The organism is Rhodoferax sp. GW821-FHT10B06, assembly GCF_059415605.1.
Genome location: NZ_JBWKNO010000007.1, coordinates 66,281 through 90,059, shown reverse-complemented (window position 1 = coordinate 90,059; position 23,779 = coordinate 66,281). Strand labels below are relative to the sequence as shown.

Annotated in this window: 21 protein-coding genes and 1 tRNA gene; 11 read left to right on the top strand and 11 right to left on the bottom strand. The window is 62.9% G+C overall.

Annotation, left to right across the window (positions count from 1 at the left end; translation table 11 throughout):
- Positions 1–45: 45 nt before the first annotated feature.
- Complete coding sequence (locus AC07O2_RS13030) at positions 46–1,218, top strand: extracellular solute-binding protein (protein ID WP_495076170.1); 1,173 nt, start codon at positions 46–48, stop codon at positions 1,216–1,218.
- A 75-nt stretch (positions 1,219–1,293) separates the two neighbouring features.
- On the opposite strand, the gene AC07O2_RS13025 is transcribed toward AC07O2_RS13030, so the two are convergent.
- Complete coding sequence (locus tag AC07O2_RS13025; RefSeq protein ID WP_495076169.1) at positions 1,294–1,848, bottom strand: LuxR C-terminal-related transcriptional regulator; 555 nt, start codon at positions 1,846–1,848, stop codon at positions 1,294–1,296.
- 77 nt (positions 1,849–1,925) lie between these two features.
- On the opposite strand from AC07O2_RS13025, the gene AC07O2_RS13020 reads away from it, so the two are divergent.
- Both AC07O2_RS13020 and AC07O2_RS13015 read left to right on the top strand, forming a co-directional pair.
- Complete coding sequence (locus AC07O2_RS13020) at positions 1,926–2,633, top strand: CoA transferase subunit A (protein ID WP_495076168.1); 708 nt, start codon at positions 1,926–1,928, stop codon at positions 2,631–2,633.
- A gap of 2 nt (positions 2,634–2,635) precedes the next feature.
- Complete coding sequence (locus AC07O2_RS13015; RefSeq protein ID WP_495076167.1) at positions 2,636–3,274, top strand: CoA transferase subunit B; 639 nt, start codon at positions 2,636–2,638, stop codon at positions 3,272–3,274.
- 3 nt (positions 3,275–3,277) lie between these two features.
- Here AC07O2_RS13015 and AC07O2_RS13010 read toward each other — a convergent pair whose 3' ends face one another.
- From AC07O2_RS13010 to AC07O2_RS13000, 3 genes are all read right to left on the bottom strand, one after another.
- Entirely contained in the window at positions 3,278–4,453 is a 1,176-nt protein-coding gene (locus AC07O2_RS13010) for a PQQ-dependent sugar dehydrogenase (protein WP_495076166.1), read from the bottom strand.
- 77 nt (positions 4,454–4,530) lie between these two features.
- Positions 4,531–4,604 (bottom strand) — tRNA-Gly (locus AC07O2_RS13005).
- Between the two features lie 28 nt (positions 4,605–4,632).
- Positions 4,633–6,078: a gamma-aminobutyraldehyde dehydrogenase gene (locus tag AC07O2_RS13000; protein WP_495076165.1), complete on the bottom strand. Its 1,446-nt coding sequence runs from the start codon at positions 6,076–6,078 to the stop codon at positions 4,633–4,635.
- Positions 6,079–6,248: 170 nt separating this feature from the next.
- Here AC07O2_RS13000 and alaS point away from each other — a divergent pair, with 170 nt between their 5' ends.
- The 5 genes from alaS to AC07O2_RS12975 all read left to right on the top strand — a co-directional run bounded on the left by alaS (position 6,249) and on the right by AC07O2_RS12975 (position 13,009).
- Entirely contained in the window at positions 6,249–8,969 is a 2,721-nt protein-coding gene (alaS, locus tag AC07O2_RS12995) for an alanine--tRNA ligase (RefSeq protein WP_495076164.1), read from the top strand.
- Between the two features lie 42 nt (positions 8,970–9,011).
- Positions 9,012–10,115, top strand: coding sequence for an ABC transporter substrate-binding protein (locus AC07O2_RS12990; RefSeq protein WP_495076163.1), 1,104 nt, complete (start codon positions 9,012–9,014; stop codon positions 10,113–10,115).
- A gap of 15 nt (positions 10,116–10,130) precedes the next feature.
- Positions 10,131–11,366: a sensor domain-containing diguanylate cyclase gene (locus AC07O2_RS12985; protein ID WP_495076162.1), complete on the top strand. Its 1,236-nt coding sequence runs from the start codon at positions 10,131–10,133 to the stop codon at positions 11,364–11,366.
- 225 nt (positions 11,367–11,591) lie between these two features.
- Complete coding sequence (locus AC07O2_RS12980; RefSeq protein WP_495076161.1) at positions 11,592–12,074, top strand: class I SAM-dependent methyltransferase; 483 nt, start codon at positions 11,592–11,594, stop codon at positions 12,072–12,074.
- A 71-nt stretch (positions 12,075–12,145) separates the two neighbouring features.
- Positions 12,146–13,009 (top strand): dienelactone hydrolase family protein, encoded by an 864-nt coding sequence (locus AC07O2_RS12975; RefSeq protein WP_495076160.1) that lies wholly within the window; start codon positions 12,146–12,148, stop codon positions 13,007–13,009.
- Positions 13,010–13,067: 58 nt separating this feature from the next.
- Here AC07O2_RS12975 and AC07O2_RS12970 read toward each other — a convergent pair whose 3' ends face one another.
- Positions 13,068–14,582 carry a methyl-accepting chemotaxis protein gene (locus AC07O2_RS12970; RefSeq protein WP_495076159.1) on the bottom strand — a complete coding sequence of 505 codons (1,515 nt, stop codon included), beginning with the start codon at positions 14,580–14,582 and terminating at the stop codon, positions 13,068–13,070.
- Between the two features lie 243 nt (positions 14,583–14,825).
- Complete coding sequence (locus AC07O2_RS12965) at positions 14,826–17,378, bottom strand: ATP-binding protein (protein ID WP_495076158.1); 2,553 nt, start codon at positions 17,376–17,378, stop codon at positions 14,826–14,828.
- A 206-nt stretch (positions 17,379–17,584) separates the two neighbouring features.
- On the opposite strand from AC07O2_RS12965, the gene AC07O2_RS12960 reads away from it, so the two are divergent.
- From AC07O2_RS12960 to AC07O2_RS12950, 3 genes are all read left to right on the top strand, one after another.
- Positions 17,585–17,926, top strand: a complete 342-nt coding sequence (locus AC07O2_RS12960) for a hypothetical protein (protein ID WP_495076157.1) — start codon at positions 17,585–17,587, stop codon at positions 17,924–17,926.
- A 152-nt stretch (positions 17,927–18,078) separates the two neighbouring features.
- The gene (locus AC07O2_RS12955) at positions 18,079–18,789 is read left to right on the top strand and encodes a response regulator (RefSeq protein ID WP_495076156.1); all 711 of its coding nucleotides are present in this window, start codon (positions 18,079–18,081) and stop codon (positions 18,787–18,789) included.
- Positions 18,790–18,800: 11 nt separating this feature from the next.
- A complete protein-coding gene (locus AC07O2_RS12950) occupies positions 18,801–19,082 on the top strand; it encodes a hypothetical protein (RefSeq protein ID WP_495076155.1) in 282 nt (93 codons plus the stop codon).
- Here the strand turns inward: AC07O2_RS12950 and AC07O2_RS12945 are convergent.
- The 5 genes from AC07O2_RS12945 to AC07O2_RS12925 all read right to left on the bottom strand — a co-directional run bounded on the left by AC07O2_RS12945 (position 19,072) and on the right by AC07O2_RS12925 (position 23,763).
- Entirely contained in the window at positions 19,072–19,959 is an 888-nt protein-coding gene (locus AC07O2_RS12945) for a pseudouridine synthase (RefSeq protein WP_495076154.1), read from the bottom strand. The two genes, AC07O2_RS12950 and AC07O2_RS12945, sit on opposite strands and share 11 nt — an antisense overlap.
- On the bottom strand, positions 19,956–20,678 hold the full coding sequence (gene trmB / locus AC07O2_RS12940; protein WP_495076153.1) for a tRNA (guanosine(46)-N7)-methyltransferase TrmB: 723 nt from the start codon (positions 20,676–20,678) through the stop codon (positions 19,956–19,958). Before trmB ends, AC07O2_RS12945 begins: the two co-directional genes overlap by 4 nt.
- On the bottom strand, positions 20,675–21,631 hold the full coding sequence (gluQRS, locus tag AC07O2_RS12935) for a tRNA glutamyl-Q(34) synthetase GluQRS (protein ID WP_495076152.1): 957 nt from the start codon (positions 21,629–21,631) through the stop codon (positions 20,675–20,677). The genes trmB and gluQRS overlap by 4 nt, the downstream gene beginning before the upstream one ends.
- A 20-nt stretch (positions 21,632–21,651) precedes the next feature.
- A complete protein-coding gene (locus AC07O2_RS12930; RefSeq protein WP_495076151.1) occupies positions 21,652–22,722 on the bottom strand; it encodes an NAD(P)/FAD-dependent oxidoreductase in 1,071 nt (356 codons plus the stop codon).
- A gap of 99 nt (positions 22,723–22,821) precedes the next feature.
- Positions 22,822–23,763: a LysR family transcriptional regulator gene (locus AC07O2_RS12925; RefSeq protein WP_495076150.1), complete on the bottom strand. Its 942-nt coding sequence runs from the start codon at positions 23,761–23,763 to the stop codon at positions 22,822–22,824.
- Positions 23,764–23,779: the final 16 nt, after the last annotated feature.

The following is a 23,779-nucleotide window of genomic DNA, read 5'->3' as shown; positions in this document are numbered from 1 at the left end:
GGGGTTTCACTTTTTTATCTGTTCCTTTTAGGAGTTTTAAACGCTATGAAACAGCAAGCACTGGTTATTGCTTTGTCAGCCCTTTTCCTGGCCGCCTGCGGCAAAAAAGAAGAGGCGCCTGCGGCACCAGCCTCTGCGCCCGCACCGGCTCCGGTGGCTTCGGCGCCCGCTCCAGCACCAACCAATACCGAAGAAAAAGTGCTGAACGTCTATAACTGGCCCGACTACATCGCGGCCGATATGGTGGCCAACTTCGAGAAAGAAACCGGCATCAAGGTCAACTACCAGACCTTTGAGAACAATGAAGCCCTGCATGCCAAGCTGGTGGCCGGCAATAGCGGCTTTGACATCGTGGTGCCGGGCGCTGTGTTTGCCAAATCGCAAATCGATGGCGGCCTGCTGATGGCGCTGGATAAGAGCAAGATCCCAAATCTGGCCAATCTGGATCCGACCATCATGGAAAAGGTGGCCAGCGTGGACGCGGGCAATGCCCACCTGGTGCCATGGGCCTGGAGCTACACCACGGTGGCCATCAACAAGGGCAAGGTCGCCAAGGCACTGGGCTCCACCCCTTTGCCTGACAATGTCTGGGATCTGGTGTTCAACCCCACCTACACCTCCAAGCTCAAGTCTTGCGGCATTGCCTACCTGGATTCGCCCACCGAGGTGATTCCGCCAGCACTGCACTACCTGGACAAGAATCCGTACTCCGCCGATGTGGCCGACCACAAGGCCGCTGGCGCCATGCTGGCCAAGGTGCGCAAGGACATCCGCTTGTTCTCCAGCACCATGATCGATGACATGGCGGGCGGCAAGGCCTGCGTGGGCCTGGGCTGGGCTGGTGACCTGAACATCGCCAAGGCGCGCGCCATCGAGAACAAGAACGGTAACGACATCGAAGTACTGTTGCCCAAGAACGGCGGCCTGATCTTCTTTGACAACCTGGCAATTCCGAAGGATGCGCAGCACCCCAACAACGCCATGGAGTTCATGAACTACTTCTTGCGTCCAGAGGTATCCGCGTCCCTGACCAACGAGCTGAGCTACCCCACGGCGAACAAGGCCAGTATCGAAAAGGTCAAGCCAGAAATCGCCAGCGACAAGACCATCTTCGTGGATGCGGACAATATGGCCAAGATGGTGTCGCCCACCAGCTTGAGCAATGAAACCCGCGAATCCATGAGCAACGTCTACACGCTGTTCAAGAAGAGCAAGTAATCTGCTGCCCCACCGGCCATGACCAGGCCGCACACCGTGCCAAGCGGTGTGCGGCTTTTTTCATGGGGTTGGTCGTCAGCCCCCGATCAGCCGGTGCGTCAGGTCTGCGGCGGTGGAGGCCTGGTATTTGCGCATCAAACGGGCGCGGTACAGCTCCACCGTGCGGTGGCTGATGCCTAGTGCGCGGCCTATTTCTTTGGATGTGAGACCACTGATCACATGGGCCGCTACCTCGCGTTCGCGTGGCGTCAGCGCAGCCTGCACGGGGCGGCGTGAAGAAAGGTCTTCAAAGCTCCAGATGCCCGCCGCATGCGGTGCGTTGCGGTCAAAGGCGCGGCCCGTGACGTGGCACCAGAAGACTTCACCCTTGAAGCGGCCGCCCACGCGCTGCATGATGCGCTCGTCGGCGTAATGGCCTGTGGCGTTGAGTATCGGGGCAATGCGTGCGCCGATACGCTCGAATTCGGCGGCACTCGGGTAGAGCATCTGAAACGACTGCCCCAGCAACTGCGCGCGTTCCGCGCCAAACATGTCGCACAGATGCTGGTTGCAATCCACGATGCTGCGGTTGCGCGAAACCACCAGGCCGACGGGAGCCAGCTCGAATGCCAGACGGTAATCCACATCCATCAGGTGGGCCCTCTACGAAAAACTACGTACATGAATACGTAGTATCGTATGCGCTGATCTTTTAACCGGAGAGCTGTGTGAACAAAATTTTCCCTTCTGCGGCGCAGGCGCTGCAAGGCGTGGTCCAGGACGGCCAACTGCTGGCGGTAGGCGGCTTTGGTCTGTGCGGCATCCCTGAAGCGCTGATTGACGCCCTGCGCGACAGCGGCGTGAAAGACCTGACGGTGATCTCCAACAACGCTGGTGTCGATGGCTTTGGCCTGGGCAAGCTGCTGGAGACCCGGCAGATCAAGAAAATGATCTCCAGCTATGTGGGCGAGAACAAGGAATTCGAGCGCCAGTACCTGGCTGGTGAACTGCAGCTGGAATTCACTCCCCAAGGCACTTTGGCCGAAAAACTGCGTGCCGGCGGCGCGGGCATACCAGCCTTCTTTACCAAGACCGGCGTAGGCACGCTGGTGGCCGAGGGCAAAGAGCTGCGCGAATTCGATGGCGAAACCTACGTCATGGAGCGCGCCTTGGTGCCTGAGGTGGCTCTGGTCAAAGCCCAGCGCGCCGACAAGTCTGGCAACCTGCAATTCCACCTGACTGCACGCAACTTCAATCCCGCCGCTGCAATGGCGGGCAAGGTCTGCGTCGTGGAAGTGGAAGAGATTGTGGAAACCGGCAGCATGGAGCCCGACCAGGTACACCTGCCCGGCATTTACGTGCACCGCATCGTGCTCAATGCGAACCCCGAGAAGCGCATCGAGAAGAGAACCCTCACCGAGAAAGCAGGAGCATAAGCATGGCCTGGACACAAGACCAAATGGCGGCCCGTGCGGCCCAGGAGCTGGAAGACGGCTTTTACGTAAATCTGGGTATTGGTATCCCCACGCTGGTGGCCAACCATGTGCCCGCCGACAAGGAAGTCTGGTTGCAGAGCGAGAACGGCATGCTGGGCATAGGCCCGTTTCCGACCGAAGACCAGGTGGACGCCGACCTGATCAATGCAGGCAAGCAAACCGTGACCACGCTGCCCGGCTCGTCGATTTTTGGCAGCCATGAAAGCTTCGCCATGATTCGCGGCGGCAAGATCAACCTCAGCATTCTGGGGGCCATGCAGGTCAGCGAGAAGGGCGATCTGGCCAACTGGATGATCCCCGGCAAGATGGTCAAAGGTATGGGCGGCGCGATGGACCTGGTGGCCGGCGTGAAGCGCGTCATCGTGCTCATGGAGCATGTGGCCAAGAAGAAAGACGGAACCGAAGACCTGAAGATTCTGCTCGCCTGCACCCTGCCGCTGACCGGCGTCGGCGTGGTCGATCGCATCATCACCGACCTGGCGGTGCTGGATGTGACACCTGCCGGTTTGAAGGTGGTGGAGCTGGCGCCTGGTGTGACGCTGGACGCACTGCAGGCCAAGACCGGCGTTAAGCTAGTTTGAGTTTCAGGGGCCCAGCCGCAGCAGCTTGCCGCTATCGGTGAGCAGCAGGATGGCCCCGTCGGGTGCTTGCGCCACGTCGCGGATGCGCTCGTGCAGATCGGTCAGCAAGGCTTCACGCGCTAGCACGGCGCTGGAGCTGACCGTCATGCGCCACAGCGCCTGGCCGGCGAGCGAGCCGGAGAATAAATTCCCCTTCCATTGCGGTATCAGATTGCCGGTGTAGAACAGCAGGCCTGCGGGGGCGATGGAGGTCGGCACCCAATAGGTCAATGGCTCCACATAGGTCGGTGCGTGCACGCCGCCACCGATGCGGCAGGCGTCGCCCACGGGGTCGCCGTAGTTGCAGCCATAGCTTTTCACCGGCCAGCCGTAGTTGGCACCGGCGCGGTCGATGTTGATCTCGTCGCCGCCTTGCGGCCCGTGCTCGCTGGTCCACAACTCACCTGTATCTGGATGCAATGCCGCACCCTGCACATTGCGGTGGCCCAGGCTCCAGATGCCGGGCAGCGCTGGCGGAGTAAACACCGGGTTGTCGGCAGGAATGCTGCCGTCGCGCTGGATGCGCACCACCTTGCCCAGGGTTTGCTGCAGGTCTTGTGCCGGGCTGCCGAGCTGGCGCTCCCCCATGGTGATAAACAGGGTTTTGTCCCGGGCGAACACCAGGCGCGATCCGTAGTGGTTGCTTCCACTGGTCTTGGGCTGCTGGCGGAACACCACGGCTACATCCTGCAGTGCATTGCCCACCAGCCGTCCGCGCGCTACGCTGGTGCCGGTCAAGCCGGCTTCACTACCGCTGCCGGGCTCTGAGAAGCTCCAGTACACCCAGGGTGTTGTCGCAAAATCCGGGTCCAGCGCCAGCCCTAACAAGCCGCCTTGGCCGCTGGTGTTGACTGGCAGGATGCCGCTGATGGCCGTGGCGTTTTTGAAATCGGCGCTGAGTCGCATCAGGCTGCCGCCGCGCTGCGATACCAGCAGCTCGCCCGAGGGCAAAAACACCATGCTCCATGGACTTGCCAGGCTGCTGTTCAAGGTGGTGATTTTTGGCACAACCACCGGTGCCGCGGCTTCGCTGCTACCACCTCCGCAGGCACTGATGCCGAGCCAAATGCCTATCACCACAAGCCAGCGCAATGGCAGCAGGGGCGAAAGATACGAGTGGGGCGGTTTCGGCAAGCGCATGGTGCAGGCTCCCTGGAGCAGCACCGCGTCGGTGGGGTTGGCGCGGGGCCGGTGACGGTCGTCGTGGCTTCAACGACTGGAGCGGGTGATGGGAATCGAACCCACGTATCGAGCTTGGGAAGCTAGCGTTCTACCATTGAACTACACCCGCTGAGATGACAAGATTATAGGGCGCTAGCCTAGCCGGCGTGCTTCACCATCACGTGGCGCACGCAGCTGTAGTCCTCCAGCGCGTAGACCGACATGTCCTTGCCGTAGCCAGAGTGTTTCATGCCGCCGTGCGGCATTTCCGACACCAGCATGAAATGGGTGTTGACCCAGGTGCAGCCGTATTGCAGGCGTGACGCCACCTGCATCGCCACGCCGACATCGCGGCTCCAGACCGAGCTGGACAGGCCGTAGTCGGAATCATTGGCCCAGGCGATGGCCTGCTCGGCATCTTTGACACGGGTGACAGACACCACCGGGCCGAAGACTTCGCTGCGCACGATTTCGTCGTCCTGTAGAGCGCCCGCCACCACGGTGGGCTTGTAGAAGAAGCCTTGGCTGCCCCAAGCGGCGCCGCCGGTGGTGACTTCCACGTGCGGCAATTGCGCGGCGCGGTCGACAAAGCTGGCGACGCGGTCGCGCTGGCGGGCCGAGATCAGCGGGCCCATTTCCACGCCGGGTTCTTGCTGCGTACCGACCTTGATGCTGGAGACGGCACTGCTCAGATCCGCCACCAGGCGTTCATAGATCTTTTCGCCGGCGTAGATGCGGCAGGCGGCGGTGCAGTCCTGGCCGGCGTTGTAGTACCCAAAGGTGCGCAGGCCTTCGACGACACTGGGCAGGTCGGCATCATCGAGCACGATCACCGGGGCCTTGCCGCCTAGCTCCAGATGCGTGCGTTTGATCCCGCGGGCGGCGGTTTCCATGATCTTGCTGCCGGTGGAGACATCGCCGGTCAGCGAGGCCATACGGATGCGCGGGTCGCGGATCAGCGGTGCGCCGACGGTGTCGCCGCGGCCGCAGACGATGTTGACCACGCCCGGCGGCAAGATGGCGGCCAGCATTTCGCCCAGGCGCAAGGTGGTCAGCGGGGTGTTTTCCGAGGGTTTGAGGACTACGGTATTGCCCATGGCGATGGCCGGGCCGAGCTTCCAGGCGGCCATCATCAGCGGGTAGTTCCAGGGCGCAATGGATGCCACCACGCCGAGTGGATCGCGCCGCACCATGCTGGTGTGGCCGGCCAGATATTCGCCGCCCAGTGCGCCGGTCAGGTTGCGCAGCGCGCCGGCGAAGAACCGAAACACGTCGGCAATCGCCGGAATCTCGTCATTGCGCGCTGCGCTCAAAGGTTTGCCGCAGTTCAGTGACTCCAGCGAGGCAAATTCATCGCCGTGGGCTTCGATGGCGTCGGCGATCTGCAGCAGATAGCCACTGCGGTCGCGCGGCGTCAGTGCGGCCCAAGCGGGGAAGGCATTGCTGGCGGCATCCACGGCCAGCCGCAACTGGTCGGCGCTGGCTTCGCGCACTTCGCACAGCACTTCGCCGGTGGAGGGGTTGAGCACGCTTTCCGCGCGGCCCTCGCCGGTGACGGTGGCACCGTTGATCAAAAGCTGGGTCGGAAAGCGCTGTGTAGCCATGGTCTGGATTCCTGTGTGCGGAAGGAAGGTAAGGATGCGCTATTTTGTAGGACTGGCTTGCTGTTGCCCAGCCTCTTTGCCATGGATTTGTAAAACGCGGCGCAGGAACTCCCTGCCGGGGGCGGCGATAATATGCGGCTCCATTGACCACCGCTCCAAGAACTACCGACATGACCCAGCCTGTTTTCACCGTCGCCGATATCCGCAAGACTTTCCTCGACTTCTTTGCATCCAAGGGCCACACGGTGGTGCCCAGCAGTTCGCTGGTACCGGGCAACGACCCGACGCTGATGTTCACCAACTCCGGCATGGTGCAGTTCAAGGACGTGTTTCTGGGCACCGACAAGCGCCCCTATGTGCGTGCGGCCTCGGTGCAGGCCTGCCTGCGTGCCGGTGGCAAACACAACGATCTGGAAAACGTCGGCTACACCGCGCGCCACCACACCTTTTTTGAAATGCTGGGCAACTGGAGCTTTGGCGACTACTTCAAGCGCGAGTCGCTGAAATGGGCCTGGGAGCTGCTGACCCAGGTGTACAAGCTGCCCGCTGACCGCCTGCTGGCCACGGTCTACGAAGAAGACGACGAAGCCTATGACATCTGGACCAAGGAAATCGGTCTGCCGCCCGAGCGCGTGATCCGCATCGGCGACAACAAGGGTGGCCGCTACAAGTCCGATAACTTCTGGATGATGGCCGATACAGGTCCTTGCGGCCCCTGCAGCGAGATCTTCTACGACCATGGCGATCACATCGAAGGCGGCCCCCCAGGCAGCCCCGGTGAAGACGGCGACCGCTTCATCGAGATCTGGAACAACGTGTTCATGCAGTTCAACATGGCGGAAGACGGCTCGGTCACGCCACTGCCCGCGCCCTGCGTCGATACCGGCATGGGCCTGGAGCGTCTGGCCGCCATCTTGCAGCATGTGCATAGCAACTACGAAATCGATATTTTTGACGCCCTGATCAAGGCCGCCGCCCGTGAAACCGGCGAACAGGACCTGGGCCACAAGAGCCTGCGCGTCATCGCCGACCACATCCGCGCCACCTCCTTCCTGGTCAGCGACGGTGTGATCCCCGGCAACGAAGGCCGCGGCTATGTGCAGCGCCGCATCATCCGCCGTGCCATCCGCCATGGTTACCTGCTGGGCCAGACCAAGCCTTTCTTCCACAAGCTGGTGCCCGATCTGGTGGCGCTGATGGGCGCAGCTTATCCGGCCATGGCGGCGCAGCAGGAACGCATTGCCGAAGTATTGAAGGCTGAAGAAGAACGCTTTTTCGAAACGTTGGCTAACGGTATGGAAATCTTGGATGCCGCACTTGATCCGCATTCACGAAGCGGATCAGGGTTTGGTGATGGAAGCGGTTTTGGCATGGGAGCCGGTAGTGGGGCTGGACGTGGCGATGGAAGTGGTGGCGATGATCTACCGTTCGTTCTGCCAGGTGAAGTAGCTTTTAAATTGCACGACACCTATGGCTTTCCGTTGGATCTGACACAAGATGTTTGCCGGGAACGCGGCGTAGAAGTGGACGAAGCAGGTTTTCATGCTGCCATGGAAGCGCAAAAAGCCAAGGGCCGTGCCGCTGGCAAATTCAAGATGGACCGGGGCCTGGAATACACCGGCGCAGACAACGCCTTCGTGGGCTACGAGAAGCTTGAAGCTACTGCAAAAATCGTAGCGCTCTACGCAGATGGTTCCAGCGTTGCAGCACTAAAAGTAGGTCAAACCGGCACCGTGGTGTTGGACACCACACCGTTCTACTCCGAGAGCGGCGGCCAGGTCGGCGATGAAGGCCTGATCACCAGCGGCTCGGCCCGCTTCGCGGTGGGCGACACCCAGAAGATCAAGACCGACGTGTTCGGCCACCAGGGCACGCTGGAATCCGGCACGCTGAATGTCGGCGACACGGTGACGGCTAGCGTCAACACCGCGCTGCGCGCCGCCACCCAGCGCAACCACTCGGTCACCCATTTGATGCACAAGGCCTTGCGCGAGGTGCTGGGCACGCATGTGCACCAAAAGGGCAGCCTGGTGAATGCCGAGCGCACCCGCTTCGACTTCACGCACAACGCGCCCGTGACCGACGCGCAAATCCTGCAGATCGAAGCCCTGGTGAATGCTGAAATTTTGGCTAATGCCGCGACTAAGGCCGAGCTAATGGATATCGAGTCGGCGCAGAAGACCGGCGCCATGATGCTGTTCGGTGAAAAGTACGGCGAAATCGTCCGCGTGCTGAGCATCGGCAGCACGCAGGAACTCTGCGGCGGCACCCACGTGCAGCGCACCGGCGACATCGGCCTGTTCAAGGTGGTGGGCGAGGGTGGCGTGGCCGCTGGCGTGCGCCGCATCGAAGCCGTGACCGGCGAGGGCGCCTTGGCCTACCTGCAAGACCTGGAGCGCACCGTGACGCAAGCCGCAGGTAGCTTCAAGGTGCAGCCGGCCGAGCTGCAAGCCCGCGTCACGCTGGCCTTGGAGAACATCAAGGCGCTGGAAAAAGAAGTCGCCCAGCTCAAGGGCAAGCTGGCTTCCAGCCAGGGCGACGAGCTGGTTAACAGCGCGGTGGATCTCAATGGCATCAAGCTGCTGGCCGCCAAGCTCGAAGGCGCCGACACCAAGACCCTGCGCGAGACCATGGACAAGCTCAAGGACAAGCTGAAAACTGCTGTCATCGTGCTGGCCGCTGTGGATGGCGACAAGGTGCAGATCGCCGTCGGTGTGACCAAGGACAGCGTGGACAAGGTGCAGGCCGGCGCACTGGCCAACTTTGTCGCCAGCCAGCTCGGTGGCAAGGGCGGCGGCAAGCCCGACATGGCCATGGCCGGCGGCACCGAACCGGCCAAGCTGCCAGCGGCCCTGGCATCGGTACAAGCCTGGGTGCGCGAACGGGTTTAACGCCGTACCGTCCTGGGATGTGTTGATCCCAGGAGTTCTATCGTGCAGCGCCTCACCCTGATCCGGCGCCTGGCCCTGTGCTGGGCCTTGCTGATGGCTTGGCCTGCGGGCGCCATGTCGGTGGCTTTTCTCAATCCAGGCAAGTCGGATGAAGCCTACTGGGTGGCGGCGGCTCAGGCCATGCAGGTGGCCGCGACCAGCCTGGGGCTGCAACTGGAGGTCCAGTTCGCCGAGCGCGACCATTTGCGCGTGCTGGAGCAGGCGCGTGCGTTGGTAGCGCGTCCCCCGGCCCAGCGGCCGGACTATGTGGTGTTTTCCAATGACAACGCCACTGGGGCGGAGCTGCTGCGCGTGTTCGACGGCTCCGGCATCCGGTGTTTCATGGCCTTCAGCCGCCTGTCTGTAGCCGAGGAAGCGCTACTGGGCGGGCCGCGCCAGCGCTTCAAGCAATGGTTGGGTTCACTGGAGCCGCGCGCGGCGGATGCGGGTTACCTGACGGCCAAGGCTTTGCTGGAGCAGGGGCGTGCCGCCAAGGCCCAGGCCCCCGACGGTAAATTGCATGTGCTGGCCCTGGCCGGCGACCGGTCCACGCCCAGCTCGGTATTGCGCAACCAGGGCCTGCTGCAGGCACTATCAGAAGCGGACGACGCCGTGCTGGATCAGATGGTCTATTCCAGCTGGAAGCGCGACAAGGCCGCCGAGCAGGCCGACTGGCTGTTTGCGCGCCATCCAGCGGCCCGGCTGGTGTGGGCCGGCAGCGACCAGATCGCTTTTGGTGCCATGCAGGCGCTGGAAAAGCGTGGTGGGCAGCCGGGCCAAAGCATGTGGTTCAGTGGTGTGAATACCTCGAAGGAGGCGCTGGAGGCCGTCAAGTCCGGCCGCCTGACAGCCCTGGCCGGTGGGCATTTCATGGCCGGTGCCTGGGCGCTGGTGATGCTGTACGACTACCAGCATGGCCATGATTTTGCGGACGAGGGGCTGCAGCTGGAGCGCCCGATGTTCGTCCTGTTCACGCCCGCCTTGGTACAAAAGTTTGAAGAGCGTTTTGGTCAGCGTTACAACAGCATTGACTTTCGCCGCTACAGCAAGGCGCTGAACCCCAAGCTGGCGCAATACAGTTTCGGATTTGCCCAATTGCTGCGTTGATTGCACACTGCATCCATGCCGAACCTACCGTTCCGGTCCCTCGCAGGGCATCTGATCCGCAACACGCTGGGTCTGGCCCTGTGTTGCATGCTGGCGGTGTTTGTGGTGCAGGTGGGGCTGATGCTGCAGCAGCACAAGGCGCAGTTCCAACAGCTGGTGGATGAGGTCGCCAAGACCAGCGCACCTTTGTTGTCCGTCAGCCTATGGGATATCGAGCCACAGGCCGTACAGCAGCAGGTGGATGTGATCGCCGATCGCCCGGAGGTCGGCTATGTGCTGCTGATGGTGGGCACCGGCCAGCAATTCGAAGCCGGCAACGCGCAGCTTCGTACGGAGCCGGGCAGCTTGCGCATACCCATTCCGGCGCCGCAGGGTGGCAAAGTGATAGGCGAACTGCGGCTGTGGGCTAATCCCCAGTTCGTGGTGAACGAGGTACGGCGTACGGCCTTGAGTGTGCTGGCCGGCTATGGCCTGTTCACCGTGCTGATTTGTGGTTTGATCTCCTACATGCTGCGCCGCGAGTTGCAGCGGCCCTTGCAGCATCTGGCACGGTTTGCCCGCGAGCTGACGCCCGAGACCCTGGTCGAGCCGCTGGCGCTGGACCGACCGCAGCGTGCGCGTATCGATGAAATCGACTTGGTGGCCCATGGATTTTCCAAGCTGCAAAACGGCTTGCGCGAGCACATCGCCAACCTGGACCAGATGGTGGCCGAGCGCACCCAGCAGCTGCAAACCCTGGTGGAGGCCAACCACCAGCTGTCCATTACCGACGCACTGACCGGTTGTTTCAACCGTCGTCATCTGGAAGAGCGGATGCACGGCGAGCTGGAGCGCGCGCGCCGCTATGGGCGGCCGTTTTCGGTGATCTGCATGGACCTGGACCACTTCAAGCAGATCAACGACCGGTTCGGCCACGCCTGCGGTGATGCCGTGTTGCGCGCCACGGCAGAGCGTTTACGCGGCGTGTCGCGCAGCCAGGTGGATTGGGTGGTGCGCCTGGGCGGCGAAGAGTTCCTGATTGTGCTGCCCGAGACCGACGAGACCGCGGCCTTGCATACCGCCGAGCGTCTGCGCCACTTGCTGGAGTCCGAGCCCGTGCGTTTCGACGGACAGTCCATTTCCATGACCGCCAGTTTCGGTGCTGTGCAGGCCCGGCCAGAGGAAGATGGCAGCGCCTTGATCCTGCGGGCCGATGCCCTGCTGTACCAGGCCAAGGCCGCTGGTCGGAACCGGGTATTTCCAACACGGTAGGCCGAAGCAGACTGCCTACTGGTTGTTACAGATAGAAGCTAGCCAGGTCACAAAGGGCGTGACTATGATGCGCCGATGCTCGTACCTTCTTGGTTAGAAACGGGGAAATTTCACGCGTCGGCGCTGCGTGGCCGCCTGCGCCGTTGGGCGTTTCCCAAGCCATTGCCCCAAGACGGGGTACTGCGTTTGCATCTGGGTTGCGGGCCTGTCGATCATCCAGGCTTTGTGAACATTGATGGCATTGACCGACCGCATGTGCATTTTGTGCAGTCCCTGACACGGCTGCGGCGTTTCAAGGATGGCAGCGTGGACTTTGTGTATTGCTCCCATGCCGCCGAGCATTTTCCGCGCGACCGTACCGTGGGGATTTTCAAGGAGTGGTGCAGGGTGCTGGTGCCCGGCGGGCGCTTGTGCATTTCGGTGCCGGACTTCGACCGCATTCTGGAGATGTACCAGCGCAGCGGCCAGGACATGGAAGCTATTTTGCCGCCGTTGTTTGGGGGCCAGGACTATCCGTTCAACTTCCATTTCACGGCGTTTAACCAGCAGTCCTTGCGCAAGGTTTTGCTGCAGGCCGGATTTTCTTCGGTGCAAGCTTGGCAACCGGGCAGTGATGCCTTTCATAATCTGCCTGACTGGTCTGCTCGCTCGATTGCGGTGGCAGCCCATCCGGTACCTATCAGCCTGAACCTCGAGGCCACCAAATAGGGCCTGCGCCGGCGACGCCGGCATGCGTTCATCATTTCTTCTTTTTATTGCTATTTAATTCGTAGCTACTTATGCATATTCCATCGGCGCTGAAGCGCTTGTTTTTAGTATCTCTGTGTGCGGCCACCCAGGCAGTCACCGCTGCCCCGGGGCAGGAAGTTCATTTCAACAGCCTGGACGGAACCCGTTTGCGTGCCTGGCTGTTTCTGCCCGACGCGCCGGGGCCTGCGACCCGCCCTGCGGTGGTGGCCGTACACGGCTGTGGCGGCTTGTATGCAAAGGGCGGCAAGCTGAATGCCCGGCACCAGGCCATGGCCGATATGCTGCTGGGCCAGGGCTATGCCGTGCTGTTCCCCGACAGCCTGACATCGCGCGGTGAGGATTCGCTGTGCAATCAGAAAATGGCCCAGCGCGACATCACACAGACCCAGCGGCGCAGCGATGTTCTGGGCGCGCTGGCCTGGGTGGCGGCCCAGCCATGGGCCCGGCCCAAGGCCATTGCAGCCCTGGGCTGGTCGCATGGCGGCAGCGCCGTGTTGGCTGCCACCGACCGCCGCCAGCCCGAGGTGGCGGCACAGCCCAACACCTTTGCAGCTGCGATTGCCTTTTACCCAGGCTGCGCCGCCGCCAACAAGGCCGGCTACCAGCCGAACACCCGCTTGATGTTGCTGCTGGGTGAGAGCGACGACTGGACACCTGCAGCACCGTGCATCGCGCTGGGGCAGGCGGTGGGGGCCGAGCTGCATGTGTACCCCGGCAGTTACCACGAGTTTGACAACCCCACGGGCGGTGTGCGCCTACTGCGCAATGTGCCCAATGGCGTGCGCCCCGGCCAGGGTGTGCATGCGGGCCGTAACCCCGCAGCTCGGGAACAGGCCTATGCCAGCGTACGCGAAGAACTACGTCAGACCCTGGGTACTATTGCTATCAAATAAGTAGCGTGTTGCGCAGGTTCTACCTGCGCTGGAGGCCTGTTGGTCTGTTAGCGGCTTGTCAGGCAACAACCAGGTTCTTGTAGACCCCGCAGCCCACGGCCAGGTCGTCGACCAGCTGGACGAAGGACATCTTGGTTTGCACCCGCCCGGTACTGGGGTTGGTGATGTTGTATTCCACCCAGCCGGGCTCGCGTTCTGCCTGGGCGTAGATGGCGTGCAGCAGGCCCGCGCCGTCGATGCCGGCAATGTCCTGGACCCGCGTGCCGACCTTGGCAGGGTTGCCGCCAAAGGCGCGGTAGTTGCCGCTGCGGTCCAGTGCGAAGACGTACATGTCCCGGTCATGGAAACCCTGGGCAGGTTGGGTCAGGTCGCGCAGAAATCCATCGGTAGAACCACTGCGGTGCCGGTGCGCCACGGCCCGCTCGACCAGGGCCATGGCTTCTTCGGCCGAGCCCTGCTGCAGCTTGAACAGTGCCACGGCTTCCACCAGGGTGGAGGCGCGACTTTCCAGTGTGGACGCCTGGGTGACGGCGTGCTCCACCATGTGCGCGTTTTGCTGGGTGATTTCGTCCAGTTGGCGCACGGCGCTGGTGATCTCGCTCAGGCCGGTGCTTTGTTCGGCGCTGGAAACAGAGATGTGCGCCATATTGCTGGCCACGTCGCGGATGCCGGACACCACCTTGTTCAGTGTGCTGCCCGCACTGCGGATTTTTTGCACGCTGGTGGCCACCTGGCTGCTGGAGGTGCCGATGAGCAGGCGGATCTCCTTGGCTGCGCCGGCCGAACGCTGGGCCAGTGAACGCACCTCGCTGGCCACCACGGCAAAACCCCGGCCGGATTCACCCGCGCGGGCGGCTTCCACGGCGGCGTTCAGGGCCAGGATATTCGTCTGAAAGGCCAGGCCGTCAATCACACCCACGATCTCGTCCATGCGCTGGGCGCTGCCTTGTATGGCCTCTACCGAAGCGATGGCATCGGCCATGGTGCTGCTGCCCTGGTCGGCTGCGTCGCGCACGCTGGCGGCCTGGGTATTGGCCTGGCTGGCGGTGTGCGCGGTGGTCTGCACGGTGCTGGATAGTTGCTCCACGCTGGCAGCGGTTTGCTCCAGGTTGGCCGCCTGCTGCTCGGTGCGGTCGGACAGGTCGCGGTTGCCGCTGGCCAGGCTTTTGCCCGCATAGGCGACGAAAGCCGCGTTGCTGCGCACATTGGCGACCATGGCCGATACCGTAGAGCCAATTTGCTGCGTGGCGTTGGCCAGCGCGGCCAGTTCGTCGCTGCCACGCACTTGCAGCTTCAGGCGCAAGTCACCCTTGACCAACTGGGCCATGGCCTGCTGTACCTGCTGCAGGTCTTGCGCCAAGCTGTGGTGAAAACATAGCAGTGCATAGGCCGATACCAGCAGTCCGGACGCGCACAGCCAGGGCATGGCGCTGGAGGCCGAACCCAGGAATGCATTCAGCGTAACGCCGACCGGCAGGGCCAGTAGCACCGCGGCCAGCAGCAATACCTTGCCCAGCAAGGGCAGGCGCCGCATCAGCTGTACACCCGGGGAAAGAACGGCTTGGAAAAGCATGGTTTTTGTCTCGTAGATAGTTGTTGTCGTGCTTGTTTGGCCCCGGCAGAGCCGGACCAGACGCTAGTGCCGTTTTAGGGGCATGGGCTTACACAAAACTGTCAACACGATGTTACGGGGCCCGCAGATGTCCCGCAAGCTGATTTACTATCAAAAGCGTAGCTGCTGGTGCAGGTTTTGTCTGCGCCAGAGTGGTTTTTTCTTGCTTTAGTTGCAGCAGGCTGGCGGTCTTGGGCCTGCGCGTCAAAGAGTCTGATCGTTCAGGCCGAAGGCCAGTGCTTCCACGTCTTCGTGGCGCAGGCCCGCGCCCAGGGTCTTGAGCCGGTCGAACTGGGTGGCGTCCAGCAGTTGGAGTGCCATGTGTTCGGCACATTCAGCGCAGCGGGCTTCGTTCACTTCGCGTGACTTGCCGTGTGCGGCGTGCACCTTGTCGGCATAGCCCAGCAGACAGACAGCGGTTTGCGGACGGTTTTCCAGCGCCGCCAGCAGAGCCAGGTTGTCCGCGGCATACACCTGGGCATCAAAGTGCAGCACCTGTGGCCAGCAGGCCTGCGCTAGCGCGCGGGCCTGGGCCGTATCGCCCTTGGCCAGCCAGGCCCCAGTGAGGTGCAACTGCACCAGCAACAGGGTGGCCATGTGCCGGGTGTTGGCCAGGCGCTGTTGCAGTGCCAGGTAGCGGGTGATGGAGGCATCCACGCGGCCGGCGGCCAGCTCCATGTAGGCGATGATGTCCTCGCCGCGCAGCAGTGCCTCGGAATAGCCGGCCAGTGCGTCCAGTGTGGCTTTTTGCAGCAACTGCTCGATGGCCTGGTCAAATGCACCGGCAACGAAATTGCAGGTTAGTGAAGCAAACAGGCCGTAGCTGCGCACGATGGGCGGCCAGGTGGGGTCTTCAATGGCCCACATCTCTGACAGCACTTCGCGCTGTTCCTGGCGCTGCTCGGGTCCATAAGTCAGTGCATAGACCAGCGCGGCCAGCGCATGGTACAGGTTGCGCTTTTCGCCCGGCTGGGCGCGGTACAGGGTGCAGGCGCGGCGCGCCAGGCGGCAGCCCAGGGCGGGTTGCCGGTAGGCCCAGAAATAGGCTGCACGGCTGGACCAGCGGGCCTGCAGGCCGGTGGGCAGCTTGTCCGTGACCAGTGGTGCGGTGGCTTCCCAGACGTAGCGGCGTTCACGGCGGCGGTCGCTGCTGAGCGCCTCGGCCAGGCCCGGGGCGATGGCCACGGCACTTTGAGGGTCGTTGTGCAGGGCCCAGTTCAGCGCCTCGCGGCCATTGCCCAGGTCGGGTGCCAGCGCGGCATACCAGTCGTCTATGCGCTGCTTGCCGCTGAAGAAGTCAATGTCGGCCTGCTCGAACAGATGGCGCATGGCCAGCGCATGGCGTTGGCGCAAGGTGGGCTCTTCGCTGGCGGCGCCCAGCTGCTCCAGAGCAAAGCTGCGCGGCGTGTCCAGCAGGTGGTAGCGCGGCACCTGTTCGTCGTGGTTGGTGCGCTCTGCAATTACCAGAGAGCGGTCCACCAGCGCGCCCAGCACGTCCACGACAGACCATTCGTCCAGGTTGTCGTCGGCCACCACCTGTTTGGCCATTTCCAGCGAAAAACCACCAACGAAGACGCCTAGCCGGCGGAACACGGTTTGCTCCACACCATCGAGCAGGCTGTAGCTCCATTCCAGCGCCGCGCGCAGGGTTTTTTGCCGCGCCGGAGCACGCCGGCTGCCGCCATTGAGTAGGCGCAGGCGCTGGTTCAGGGAGTTGGCCAGGGGCGCCAGGCCCAGCAGGGGCACGCGGGCCGCTGCCAGCTCGATAGCCAGCGGCAAGCCGTCCAGGCGCCGGCATATCTCCACCACCGTGTCCAGGTTTTCGGGGCCCAGAGTGAAACGCCGGTCCGCCGCCTGTGCGCGCTGCGCAAACAGGGCCACGGCGCCGTATTCGCGGGCCTCTTCCAGAGCAGTCAGGCGGTCGGGCAGGGCAAGCGCATCCAGCCGGTAAACCCATTCATCGGCCAGCTTGAGCGGTGCCTGGCTGGTGACCAGCACCTTGAGCTGGGGCGCTGCCTGGTGCAGTGCCTGCAGTATGCGGGCGACTTCGTCCAGCAAATGCTCGGCGTTGTCGATGGCAATCAGCATGGACAGCGGGCGTACCGCCTCCATCAAGCCTTTGAGCGGGTCACCGTGGCCCGACTGCAGCCCCAGCGCGCCGGCAACGGTGCTGGCGACGAATTCGGGTGCGGTTTGCGGCGCCAGATCAACCCAGGCCACGCCATGCTGGTGGGCGCTGCGCCGCTCGTGCAGCAGCCACTGCGCCAACAGCGATTTGCCTATGCCGCCCGCGCCCACGATGGTCAACAGGCGGTGCTGGGTCAGCAAACTGCCCAGATTCGACACGTCGGAGGCGCGACCGATCAGCTGTGTCAGCACCGAGGGTAGGTGGGTGACCGCAGGCGCTTCGGCGGCGCTGTTGCTCATGGGCGGCGGTGCGGGGGGGATTGGCGTGCTGGGCGCACCGCTGGCCTCCAGGGCAAAGCGGTAGCCGCGCCCCGGAATAGTGACGATGGCCTGCGGGCCCAAGAGCTTGCGCAGCGTGGAAACCTGGGCTTGCAGATTGTTTTCTTCTACCACCAGCCCGGGCCAGGCCATGTCCAGCAGTTCGTCCTTGGTGACGACCCGGTCGCGGTGCTCTACCAGGGCCATTAACACGTCAAAGGCACGCGCTCCCGGGTTGGTGGCCGTGCCGTCTACAAGAACCATGCGCTGGGATGGCCGGACCTCGAAGCGGCCAAAACGGTAGCTATTCAACAACTAAGTACCTGCATACAAAAAATAGGTCTCTGGATGGCACCCTGCTGCCACGGAGGCGGGGACGCCGGGAAATCGCGGATGGGCCGGGTTTCAGAAGTTTTCAGATCGGTTTCAGGCAGATCAAGGACGTACAAACCGGTTCGGAGGACAGTCCACCCCTGTCACGGCAGCGACATGTTGCCTGATTGTCAAGGACAAAACGCATGACCCCCGAACCATTTACAACTCGTGACAGTGGATTTCCAGAAACTTTCGGTGATTCTTCACAGTTTCAAGCCGATCCACATACGCACGCCCCCCATTACTTTGACCGTCCTGGCCTCGTATGGATTCTGGTCTGCGTGCTGTTTGCCACTGCGGCAGCGCGCTGGTTGCCACATCTGGCCGAGCCTGCCGGCATGCGCACTGCGTTGGTAGCCATGGGCTGGAGCACCGCCGCATCCGCACAAACGGCGAGTCTGCCACAGGATGCAGGTACCGGCGGCGCAGCGCGGAAGGCCCCTGTGCACGAGGGTGTTACGGCAGCTGTTTTTCGTCAATATTAGGGATGCGAAGCATGCTCAGCCTACCTAAGATGGATCGCATCACAGGCCTTGTAAACGGCTTGCATCTACGGCCACAACACGGCCATTCAGCCCATTTTGAACAACGTTGGCGGTTTACGTTTCCATCGATCTCGGGCTTAGGGAGTCTATTTATGTTTGCCAAAAAACCGATCAGTGTTTTGATTGCCGAAAGCAACCCCGAGGTTTTGCTCAAGTTCGCGGCCGCTATCGAGCAGGACCAGGCGCTGAGCCTGGCCGCTGCTGTATCCACCGGCACTGCCGCAACGGTGGTGGTTGAGCAAAGCATGCCCGATGTCTTGTTGCTGGACCTGGCCTTGAGCGATATGCCGGCGGTGGACGTTATCCGCCATATGGCGTGGCACCACCCCGCCACCGAGGTACTGGTACTCACCCAATTCGGCAACGATGAGCAGGTGTTGGCCTGTATCGAAGCCGGCGCCAGTGGCTATTTCTTCAAGGATGCCGCAGAAGATGATCTGGGTAGCTGTATCCATACTTTGTGTGGCGGCGGTGCGGCAATCAGCCCAGGTATGGCACGGCGTGTGCTTGGTCGGTTTCGTCTGCGCGCAGGGGTGAGCAGCGTGTCTGCCTGGTCCATGTCTCTGGCGGACTCCATCCACCCGCTGTCGGAGCGCGAGGCAGATATTCTGCGTTGGGTTGCACGTGGGATGTCGCTGGAGCAGATCAGTGAATTGGCCGGTTGCCCGTCGCAAACCCTTTTGTGCCACGTGAAGACGGTATACGGCAAATTGGCCGCGCAGGCCCGGGGCGATGCATTGGCTTTTTGCCATGAATCGGATGCCCGGCAGGACGGCATGGTTTCCTTGCAGCATATTGGTTGACAGGAGTGAACATGCGCACCACAACGGTTCGTCCCAAACCCATGCCCCGTATCCGTGCAAAGAACGGCCCCTGGTGGTCGTTGCTCGTCTGGCTGCTGTTTTCCGTTGCGTTGGTAGCTGTGGGTATTTTGTTGACCCCTGACTCGGGCGTTGCCTATGTCGATGAGAGCCTCCCTGCAACGGCGGCCCATTCCGCGCCCAGTGCGGCCGATGCTGCCGTGCCCATGGCCAGCACGGTGTTGCTGCCCAACGAGCCCGCAGGCACACCGGTTGTCTGGGCGCCTAAACTTTAAGTTCCCTCGTACTGCTGAATTGCCGCGCCTGCCCCGTGATGGGGTCGGTGAAAGCTATGCAGCGCGCTAGCAACTGCAGCGGCGCGCTGAAATCGCCGTCGGCCACCGGAACCAGCTCGGGGTACCAGTGGTCATTGCGAATGGGAACGCCCAAGGCCGCCATATGGATGCGCAACTGGTGGGTGCGCCCGGTCGTAGGGCTTAGCTGGTAGCGGGCCCATTCGCCCATGGTTTCCAGCAGGGCGATGTGGGTTTCCGCATTGGCTTCGCCGGGCACTTCGCAGTAGCGAAAAAAGGGTTCACCTTGCACGATACGGCTGCGCCGCACGGCTGGCAGTTCTGCGCGCCAGGGGGCGATGGCCTCGTAGGTTTTATGCACCTGGTGCAGCCGGAATAGCGCGTGGTAGGCATCGCGCTCAGCCTGGTGGATGCAAAACAGGGTGACGCCGGCGGTTTCCCGGTCCAGCCGGTGCAGCGGTGCCAGGCTGTCCAGGCCTAGCGCCTGCTTGAGGCGTACCAGCACGGTTTCCTGCACATAGCGTCCACCCGGTACCGTGGGCAAAAAATGCGGTTTGTCTACGGCAACCAGATGCGCGTCCTGGAACAGCAGCGTATATTCAAAAGGAATGCGGGGCTCTTTCGCCAGGTGGCGGTAGTAGTACAGACGGGTATGCGGGCGGTAGGCCGCGTCGGGCAACACCGGCTGGGCCTGTTCGTCCAGCACCAGGCCGTCTTGCATGCGCTGCAGCCACACTTCGGGCTGTACCGTGGGGAATCTATCCGCCAGGAAATCGATAGTGCGGAGCCAGTCTCCGCCGGGCAGCCCCACGCAGCTGGGGCCTACGCCGTCCCGGGTGGGGAGGTGGGCAGGTATCAAACCCGTTGGAACACCAGGTCCCACACGCCATGGCCCAGCTTGATGCCGCGGTTCTCGAACTTGGTGAGCGGTCGGTAGTCGGGCTTGGGGGCGTAGTCGGCGGCCGTGTTGCGCAGCAGCGGCTCGGCTCCCAGTACTTCCAGCATTTGCTCGGCGTAGTTTTGCCAGTCGGTGGCGCAGTGCAGATAGCCGCCGGGCTTCAGGCGTGCGGCCAGCTTGGCCACCAGCGGCGCCTGCAGCAGGCGGCGCTTGTTGTGCTTCTTCTTGTGCCAGGGGTCGGGGAAGAACACGTGGATGCCGTCCAGGCTGGCCAGTGGCAGCATGTGGTCGATGACGTCCACGGCGTCGTGCGAGACGATGCGGATATTCGGTATGGATTGTTCGCCAATGCGTTTCAGCAGCGCGCCTACGCCGGGCTGGTGCACTTCGCAGCACAGAAAGTCCTTCTCTGGCAGCACGCTGGCGATGTGGGCCGTGGCTTCGCCCATGCCAAAGCCGATTTCCAGGATGTGCGGGGCACTGCGGCCAAAGGTGGCGTCCAGGTCCAGTGGTGCGGCGCGGTAGGGCAGCAGGAATTGAGGGCCCAGGGTTTCGAAGGCCTTGGTCTGCCCGGTGGTCGTGCGGCCGGCGCGGAGCACAAAACTCTTGATGGTCTTGGGATGGGGCACGGCCGGGCGGCCTGCGTCTGCGGGGGGGATGGGGTTTGTTGCGTCGTTCACAGGGTGGGATTGTAGAGAGCGCGCCAGCCCTCCACCCAGGCCGCCAGCGCATCGGCACAGCTGCTGCCTACGGCCGGCAGGCCCAGTACCTGGGCTGCTGCCTGCAAGGCGGCCAGCGGCGCGGTCAGATCCAGCGGCTGGGCGCCGTTTTGTTTGGACAACTTTTCGCCATTTGGGCCGCACACCAGCTTTGTGTGCAGGTACTGCGGCGTGGGCAGGCCCAGGGCCTGTTGCAGATGGATCTGGCGCGGCGTGTTGTCGGCCAGGTCCTGGCCGCGCACCACATGGCTAATGCCTTGGGCGGCGTCGTCCACCACCACGGCCAACTGGTAGGCCCACAGCCCGTCGGCACGGCGCAAGACGAAGTCGCCTACCTCGGTGGCCAGGTTTTGCTCCTGTAGACCCAAGCGCCTATCGTGCCACGCCAGGCTGGTGTTTGCTATGGTATTCGTAGCGGCTTGCGCAGGTATTTCCTGCGCTAGAGGGTTCTTTTCTTTAAATGCATCGGTACGCATACGCCAGGCTCGGGCGGGCCGACCCTGCAGGCCAGTGCGGCAGGTGCCGGGGTAGACCAGCTCGGCATGGCGTTGGCGCGGCTGGCCGTGTGCGGCGCAGGCCGCTTCTATGTCCTTGCGGGAGCAGGCACAGGGGTAGGCCCAACCGCTGTGGACCAGAGCGTCCAAAGCCTGCTGGTATAGCGCGCCGCGTGTGGATTGGGCAACTGGCGGGGCGTCTGGCACCAGGCTGCAGGCGACGAGCTGCTGCAATATCTGCGTGCTGGCGCCGGGGATGCAGCGCGGCGTGTCTACGTCTTCTATGCGCACCAGCCAGGTACCGCCATGTGCTCTGGCGTCCAGCCAACTGGCCAGCGCGGCCACCAGCGAGCCCGCGTGCAACAGGCCGGTCGGCGAGGGCGCGAAGCGCCCGGTGTAGGTCGGCAAGCTATCCGTCAAGCGACTGGTTAAGCGACTGGTTAAGCAATAGCGAGCGCCATTTCCAGGCCGGAGATGAACGCGTCCTCCACCCGGTGGCCAATGCACCAGTCGCCGCAGGCACCAATGTCGGACTTGTCATCCCACAGATGGCTTTGGCCCAGGGGTTGCACGGTTTGCGCATAGCGCCAGCGGTGTACCGCGGAGAAGTTGGGCTCGGCGCGGATGCCAGTGACCTCGGTGAAGGCTTTCAGCAGCTTGGCCTGCACGCGGGCGCTGTCGTCTTCCAGGTGTTCAAGCGACCACGCAGCGCTGGCCTGCACTGTCCAGCGCTCCACGCCGCCACGTCCGGGTTTGCTGGACTCGCGTGCCAGCCAGGCAATACGGTGGTGGTTGCTACGGGCGGCATTCCACTGCGGGCCCAGGTGCGCCATGGTGGGCTGTACGGCTTGGGGGAAAGCCAGCATCAGGGTCCAGCAGGGTGCGACCTGCACGCGGCGTATGTCGCGCACCAGGCGGGCGGCCTGGGCGGATTTTTGCAGCAGGTCCTCGGTTTGCGGGTGCGGCATGGCCAGCACGACTGCATCAAAGCCGGAGAACACATGTTGGGCTTCGGGCGACCCTGGCATGCCGGTGGTGCGCAGCTGCCATTGCTTTTTATTCAACGGATCACGTTCGATGCGGGTGACCTGGGTTTCCAACTCCAGGCGCTGGTCGTCCAGCAAGGGCTTGGCCCAGTGTTTGGCCAGGGCATTCATGCCCGGTGTGGGAACCCAATGCGGGTCGCGCGATGGAAGGGCTGCAGCGGCAACGCGGCCAAAGGTGTCCAGCACCCGCACCGAGCTGGCGCTCCAGGGGCGGCAAATGCCTTTGGCGGTCTCCAGCGCCAGGGCAAAGCGCGGGTCGCGCACGGTGAAATACTGGGTGCCGTGGTCGAAGGTGCCGAAGCTGCTGCTGCGGGTGGACATGCGCCCGCCCACGCCACGGCTTTTGTCAAACAGGGTGACGTTGTGGCCAGCCTGCATCAGGGTTCTGGCGCAAGTGATACCGGCTATGCCTGCACCCACAACGGCGATCTGGCGCGGAATAAAGGGAGAGCTGGTCTTTGTCATGTTGGCTTTCTTCTTGGAGTGGATGTTAGAACGTACGCACGCATTCGCAGTCAACCAACCCCACTGTACAACTGTTGCGCAGGTGGTCTGTGGAACTTCTCAATTGCTGGCCTGGCGGTCCAGCAGGGCCTTGCGCGTGGCCGGACTTTTCAGTTGCTGCAGCCACCATTGCAGGGCGCGTCCTTGGGTGCCACCGGTGTCGGCACGCCAGGCATAGCTGATGTGGATGACGCGGCTGGCGCGTTCCACCTCACGGCTCACCAGACGCCCGGTTTCCAGGTACGGACGGGCCAGGCTTTCGGGTAGAAAACCACCGCCCAAGCCGCGTAAATGGGCATCCAGCTTGGCACGCATGCTGGGTACGGTGAATACGTCCTGCCCGCCCAGCAGGCCAAAGGTGAGGGCGTTGCCGCGCTGGGCGGAGTCGGCCACGGCTACGGCGCGGTGCTGCTGTATCAGCACGTCGCTGAGGGGCTCGGGCGCGTTGGCCAGTGGGTGGTGCGGCGCTACGGCGTAGATGAAGCGCATTTCCCCCAGGCGTTCGCCCAGGATGTTGGAGTTGGTGTTGGTTTCCATCGCCACGCCGATGGACAGGTCGGCAATGCCGGAGACCAGAGCTTCCAGCGTGCCGTACAGCACTTCTTCGCGGATCTTCAGCCGGGTGGGTGGGTTCAGGGCAAAGAAGGCTTCACACAGCTCCAGCACGGTGCTGCGCGAGATCACGCTGTCCACCGCAATGGTCAACTGCGGCTCCCAGCCGGTGGCCACGCGTTTGACGCGGTTGGCCACTGCCGAAATATCCTCCAGCAGACGCTGGCCTTCGCGCAACAGCTCGGCCCCGGCGACGGTGAGCTTGGCCTGGCGCGAGCTGCGGTCGAACAGCAGTACGTCTAGTGCGTCTTCGATCTGCCGTACCCTGTAGGTCAGAGCGCTGGGCACCATGCCCAGGCTGCGCGCCGCCGCCGCGAAGCTGCCCTGGGCCTGGATGGTGACCAGCATGGACAAGGCTTCGGGCGTCAGTACATCGCGTGCGTTTTGCATGGTTCGTTATTTTTCA

Coding starts and splice junctions, on each gene's coding strand:
- AC07O2_RS13030 (WP_495076170.1), top strand. CDS start 46: ATGAAACAGCAAGCACTGGTTATTGCTTTGTCAGCCCTTTTCCTGGCC.
- AC07O2_RS13025 (WP_495076169.1), bottom strand. CDS start 1,848: ATGGATGTGGATTACCGTCTGGCATTCGAGCTGGCTCCCGTCGGCCTG.
- AC07O2_RS13015 (WP_495076167.1), top strand. CDS start 2,636: ATGGCCTGGACACAAGACCAAATGGCGGCCCGTGCGGCCCAGGAGCTG.
- AC07O2_RS13010 (WP_495076166.1), bottom strand. CDS start 4,453: ATGCGCTTGCCGAAACCGCCCCACTCGTATCTTTCGCCCCTGCTGCCA.
- AC07O2_RS13000 (WP_495076165.1), bottom strand. CDS start 6,078: ATGGCTACACAGCGCTTTCCGACCCAGCTTTTGATCAACGGTGCCACC.
- alaS (WP_495076164.1), top strand. CDS start 6,249: ATGACCCAGCCTGTTTTCACCGTCGCCGATATCCGCAAGACTTTCCTC.
- AC07O2_RS12985 (WP_495076162.1), top strand. CDS start 10,131: ATGCCGAACCTACCGTTCCGGTCCCTCGCAGGGCATCTGATCCGCAAC.
- AC07O2_RS12975 (WP_495076160.1), top strand. CDS start 12,146: ATGCATATTCCATCGGCGCTGAAGCGCTTGTTTTTAGTATCTCTGTGT.
- AC07O2_RS12970 (WP_495076159.1), bottom strand. CDS start 14,582: ATGCTTTTCCAAGCCGTTCTTTCCCCGGGTGTACAGCTGATGCGGCGC.
- AC07O2_RS12960 (WP_495076157.1), top strand. CDS start 17,585: ATGACCCCCGAACCATTTACAACTCGTGACAGTGGATTTCCAGAAACT.
- AC07O2_RS12955 (WP_495076156.1), top strand. CDS start 18,079: ATGTTTGCCAAAAAACCGATCAGTGTTTTGATTGCCGAAAGCAACCCC.
- AC07O2_RS12950 (WP_495076155.1), top strand. CDS start 18,801: ATGCGCACCACAACGGTTCGTCCCAAACCCATGCCCCGTATCCGTGCA.
- AC07O2_RS12930 (WP_495076151.1), bottom strand. CDS start 22,722: ATGACAAAGACCAGCTCTCCCTTTATTCCGCGCCAGATCGCCGTTGTG.
- AC07O2_RS12925 (WP_495076150.1), bottom strand. CDS start 23,763: ATGCAAAACGCACGCGATGTACTGACGCCCGAAGCCTTGTCCATGCTG.